7 protein-coding genes are annotated in these 4,798 nt (G+C 33.7%); 3 read left to right on the top strand and 4 right to left on the bottom strand.

What is annotated here, in order from left to right:
* Positions 1 to 443 (top strand): SPOR domain-containing protein (locus PSF16_RS13680; RefSeq protein ID WP_272689426.1); only part of this gene is annotated, 443 nt, incomplete at its 5' end.
* A 207-nt stretch (positions 444 to 650) separates the two neighbouring features.
* Here the strand turns inward: PSF16_RS13680 and PSF16_RS13675 are convergent.
* The 3 genes from PSF16_RS13675 to PSF16_RS13665 form a co-directional block, all read right to left on the bottom strand.
* On the bottom strand, positions 651 to 974 hold the full coding sequence (locus tag PSF16_RS13675; protein WP_272689425.1) for a hypothetical protein: 324 nt from the start codon (positions 972 to 974) through the stop codon (positions 651 to 653).
* Positions 975 to 1,252: 278 nt separating this feature from the next.
* Positions 1,253 to 1,834, bottom strand: a complete 582-nt coding sequence (locus PSF16_RS13670; protein ID WP_272689424.1) for a fimbrial protein — start codon at positions 1,832 to 1,834, stop codon at positions 1,253 to 1,255.
* Between the two features lie 47 nt (positions 1,835 to 1,881).
* Positions 1,882 to 2,220, bottom strand: a complete 339-nt coding sequence (locus PSF16_RS13665; protein ID WP_224050697.1) for a helix-turn-helix domain-containing protein — start codon at positions 2,218 to 2,220, stop codon at positions 1,882 to 1,884.
* A gap of 707 nt (positions 2,221 to 2,927) precedes the next feature.
* Here PSF16_RS13665 and PSF16_RS13660 point away from each other — a divergent pair.
* On the top strand, positions 2,928 to 3,290 hold the full coding sequence (locus PSF16_RS13660) for a YibL family ribosome-associated protein (protein WP_006657463.1): 363 nt from the start codon (positions 2,928 to 2,930) through the stop codon (positions 3,288 to 3,290).
* 193 nt (positions 3,291 to 3,483) lie between these two features.
* On the opposite strand, the gene PSF16_RS13655 is transcribed toward PSF16_RS13660, so the two are convergent.
* Positions 3,484 to 3,627 carry a hypothetical protein gene (locus tag PSF16_RS13655; RefSeq protein ID WP_006657462.1) on the bottom strand — a complete coding sequence of 48 codons (144 nt, stop codon included), beginning with the start codon at positions 3,625 to 3,627 and terminating at the stop codon, positions 3,484 to 3,486.
* A 1,033-nt stretch (positions 3,628 to 4,660) separates the two neighbouring features.
* Between PSF16_RS13655 and PSF16_RS13650 the strand changes: the two genes are divergently transcribed.
* On the top strand, positions 4,661 to 4,798 hold a 138-nt coding region (locus tag PSF16_RS13650; RefSeq protein WP_336313816.1), incomplete at its 3' end, for a helix-turn-helix domain-containing protein.

The raw sequence follows: 4,798 nt of genomic DNA, 5'->3' as shown, positions 1-4,798 counted from the left end.
CCGTTTCTGATGAACCCACGGAAGTGATCATTACCCTCGTGCTGCCCCCGTCAGAACAAAAAAGTGAAACTGAACAGATAGAATCGATGCCAATCGACATGCCTAGCAAGCCGATAGAAGTCACGATCCCCACGACAAAAAAAACCGCTGAGAGCACCAATTTAGGCGGCGATATTCGTTCTGCATCCTCTCGCCATTACACGCTACAACTAGGGAGTGCTGCCAGCGCTGAAGGGCTTTATGAACAAGCTCGCCGACATAAATTGAATAATTACTTGGTGTATGAAACCGTCAGAAATAACCGCCAATGGTATGTGCTCGTGTATGGTGAATACCCATCAATCCGCTCGGCCAAACACGCCATACAACGTTTACCTCCTGCGCTTCAACGGGATAAACCGTGGGTGCGCAGCATTCAACATGTTCAATCTGAACTGAATTAATATATCGATGTTTAGGTATAAGAACCCAGCGTACTTTTAACCTCACCATAAGATGCTTTACCCTTATGAGAGCAATAATCTTCTGATATCCGTTTCATACAATTAAAAATCATATTATCGGTATTATTTTTTAATCACTTCGCGAATCCCCTTAAAGGGGATTAGTTTTTCATTTTTTCTTTACTTTAGATGTCATGAAAAAACCACCTATTGATATTCAATTTTCAACACACCCGTTGAAGTAAACAAACCCAAATCAATCTTCTTGGCTGTATTTAAAACAGGCGAAACGGCAAGTAATGGTTTTTTATTGTACGTGAAATTACGATATTCTCCGGGTGATAACATTTTATTATCCGCTTGAATTTTCAGACCTAAATTCACATTAGATGTTCTGACTAAATCAGTATTAAATTCTGCACTTGAACTCTCAAATTTTAGTTTAAAATTTAAATTACTGGGTGATTGAGAGCCAAAATCAAAATAATAATCAATATTTTTGGTATATCTTTCATTCGTAAACTCGCTCACATTTATCTCGCCAAATGAAACCTCAATAGGATGACCGGGGCCATTTCCCCATACACGTCACATGTTCTTTCAATCACATTGACTTTAATCGCTAACGTATAGGTTTCTGCAATACAAAAATGACTAAAGAAAAAAATATTGAACGCTAAAAAAACAAACACCATTTTATTATTCTTTCAATATCAAACACCATAATTATTCAAACTCCAAAATTAATACCCCATCATATAGAGTAAAAAAAGCTAGAGTTTCTATTAATTGATAATAATCGTTTTAATCTATACACCACGAGTTTCATTAACTCGTGGTGAAATAATATTTTCTACTTTTAAATATGCTAACGTAAAATTAGTCACTGCTTGGAATTTCCCTGGTTTTACAGGAATAATGTTACTCTGCGCATCAACTTGCTGAACGCCAATAAGTGATGCTTGAAATCTCAACGTATTACTTCCTTCAACATAGTTCTGTTTGGCACTAGAGTTAATTTTAAGATGAGAACCTGATGCATTCATTATCTTTACTGCAGCACCGATTGTATCGCCCGTAATTTGTATATAGCCTGTATTTTTTCCTGCGTCTGTTCCTTTGAAAGTGACTGCGACTTGGTTATCACCTTTTAGATTACAACCTTCTAATTTAATCTGGAATGGTTGCGCGGATGATTCGCCACCATTATCTAATGTCATATTCGACACTTGACCCAATGGAACTTCTTGATTTTCCTCACCAGGGGCAATTGAGCATGGTGCTTCAATAATAGAACCAGAAAAAATCACAGTCCCACTACCAGCATCAACGGCCATAGCTGATGTACCCATTGCACTAAAAATGAGTGTTGATAGAATAGTTTTTTTCATATTATCCTCCTGTAATAAACATAGATAAAATAATTTATTAAAATAAATTAATAAAAATAAACAGTATCAGATGCAGATATTTTGTTTTTCAATTCAGTCGCATCATCTGAAGGCGATTTCTGTAATTCTAGGATGATGAATTTAATTATTCTCTCAAAAGGTATATCAAGAGCTACACTAATATTAAATAACATATCAAGACTGAATTTAGTTATTCCAAGCTCATAACGTGACATTTGCTGCTGTGAGATATTTATCTTTTTTGCTAACTCATGTGCAGAAATACCATTTTCTTTGCGTATTTTCCTTATAATCAAACCACAATAAAAAGATAATAAATTATCTCTCCTCTCATATTTAGAAGCACTTAATTTATTTTTATTCATAATAAAAATTCAAATCTCAAATTAATAAAAATTTAATTGAAATATTTAATTTCTCGCTGAATGATTAAAATTATAAGAGTGCTATTTTTAAATATCAAATAATAGAAACATAACACTTCATAGAAATAATTATATTTACATTTCTTACAATTAGGTTATTTCACTTACATAACAGCTAATTATATAACTAATCCTCTGATTCATTTTTAAAAATAAATATCTGACATTAATTAACTAGTTTTTTAATCTATTATTCAAACAAAAATAATACATTCATCTAAAATTAATCCTTTTTAACAACTACTCACATACAGTAACAAAAATCGCAATTTCAACTCAAAAAACCCACATATGGAGTAATCGGAAGTGTTAAAAACAAGCAAAAGATTAATAAAATAACTAATAATCAACCGGATATAAAAAACCCATTTTATGGGTATGATTTACGCAAAATAATCTAGATAAGCAAAAGAAGGGATTGTTTTATTGATTTAAAAACAAAGCGTGTCGGTCTAATGGGCTAAAAAAAATGATAAATAGCATCCCACCGCGCATGCTGACAATGCCACGATTCACCTTACGACATCCAATTTTCATGTGGTCACCCCCATGTGAGTCAGAGATAGAGACACATTGTATCCCTTTCACCCTCCCAGACAGAATGGTGTATACTTGCTGACAAGAAATTTATTCACGGTTAATTAATAATGAAAGAAATCGAAAAAACACAGATCAAACTTCTGAGCGACCGCTTAGATCTTATTCGTCACCAGATGGCAAGTCTGCAACTGTCGACACAAGCTGAAAAGTACGCTGAACTTGAAAAAGAAAAAGCGACACTGGAAGCCGAAATTGCTCACCAGAAGGAAAAACGTAGTAAGAAGCTCAGCAAAGAAGCGCAAAAGTTGATGGATATGCCATTCAAGCGTGCTATCACTAAGAAAGAACAAGCTGATCTTGGCAAACTGAAGAAATCTGTACGAGGTCTGATAATTGTCCATCCCATGACGGCATTAGGTCGCGAAATGGAATTGGATGATATGACTGGTTTTTCTAAGACTGATTTTTAGCTAAAAAATCTCCGCAACTAAAATCTGTTATGAACCACGAATACAAAGCGATTTTAACTGCACCTTTCACAGTTATCCGCCATTAGTGAATCATTTGCTGTATCTGCTTCTGACTGTGGATTCAATAGATAGATGTAAAAATTACGGGTGGCCCAGACCACCCTCGATATACTATTACGTTAATCTTATCTGTTTACCAAACCTGATTTTCTTTTTGCAGTGGCAGTACTAAATTCATGTCATTTTTAATATTGGTATCCAGAGTTCCGGCAATCTGCTTAAGAATTTCCCGATCACCATCAATCTTAGCTTTACCATTGGCGATTAAGTCATCCATATCCAGTGCAATGGTGTGGTTACCCAGTGTCCTCGCTTTAATCTAATCTGACACCATGCGATATAAAAAATCAGTATTTCTAGCAGCAGTGCTGCGATAACGTTAGGAGATGTGGTGCTCAGTTTATTCGGTACTCTCCCCCGAGTGCAGTGTGTATGCCCAAGACAAGCATATGGGGTATATGTTGCGATAAAGCACCGTTTCTTACTGGTAGCCTAACTGTTCCAACGTACCTACCAGCAGGTAGTTGATATCTTTGTTACTCACGCTGTAAGCAACAATCTTGTTAAGTAAGTCTGCTTCGAAGCGATAAGCGCTTTCGTTATAACTCTGAACCGCAAGCTTAACGGGGTTCTGGGCACCTTACATCCACTTTGACCATGAATATTCTCCGAGATAAATACCCTATATTACCCATTGAATACATGACTGAATCTGTAGGTATGTTTATTTTTCAATGAGTAACTGTAAATCAATGCAAATTAAAAAATTAGAATAATTATAAATATTAGGTGGTTATTTAACATAATACGATAATTTTTTATTATTACTGTAATTTTTACAATTGGAAGTGTATGAACAAGTTAATTACCGTAAGTTAAATGTATATTTTTCTTATTTTTCAATATGATAAATATAGCTATAGTCACGTGGTTTATTTTATTTTTACTCCTATTACGCGATAATGTTAACGTTATCATTTGATATCACGAAGAGATTGAGAAGAAATAACACTGATATTTTTTATTTCTCAATAAAATGTAGATATTTTGTTAACACTCAAACTTTTTGTGTTATTAATTATTTCATTTTATGTCAATGTAATTTTTTATTACTGTAAAAAAGTAAGTGAATTAACGGAGATATGCTGAAAAAGAAATCAACATACTCAATATAAGTGTATTTGAGAAATAGTTGATGTTTGTTAAACCCAATAGAATAAATTAAATTAGTTTTACTTACCTAATATGAATAATCTATTTAATTATTTTTTGAATTATATTAATTAACATTAGAGATTCTGGTGATAAAAATGAACTTTACAGATGAAATGTTAAATGATGTTGCATCCTCATTTTTAAGGAGGATAAGAAAGCAGAATGGCATTACCGAAGGAGAATTGGCAGTATTACTGAAAATAAGCCAACAGCAAGTATCTAGATATGAAAAT

Origin of the sequence: Providencia sp. PROV033, assembly GCF_028484855.1 — a bacterium.
GTDB classification, from domain to species: Bacteria; Pseudomonadota; Gammaproteobacteria; order Enterobacterales; family Enterobacteriaceae; genus Providencia; species Providencia alcalifaciens.
The sequence above is the reverse complement of the archived record's forward strand: the minus strand, read 5'-3'. Positions and strand labels throughout refer to the sequence as shown.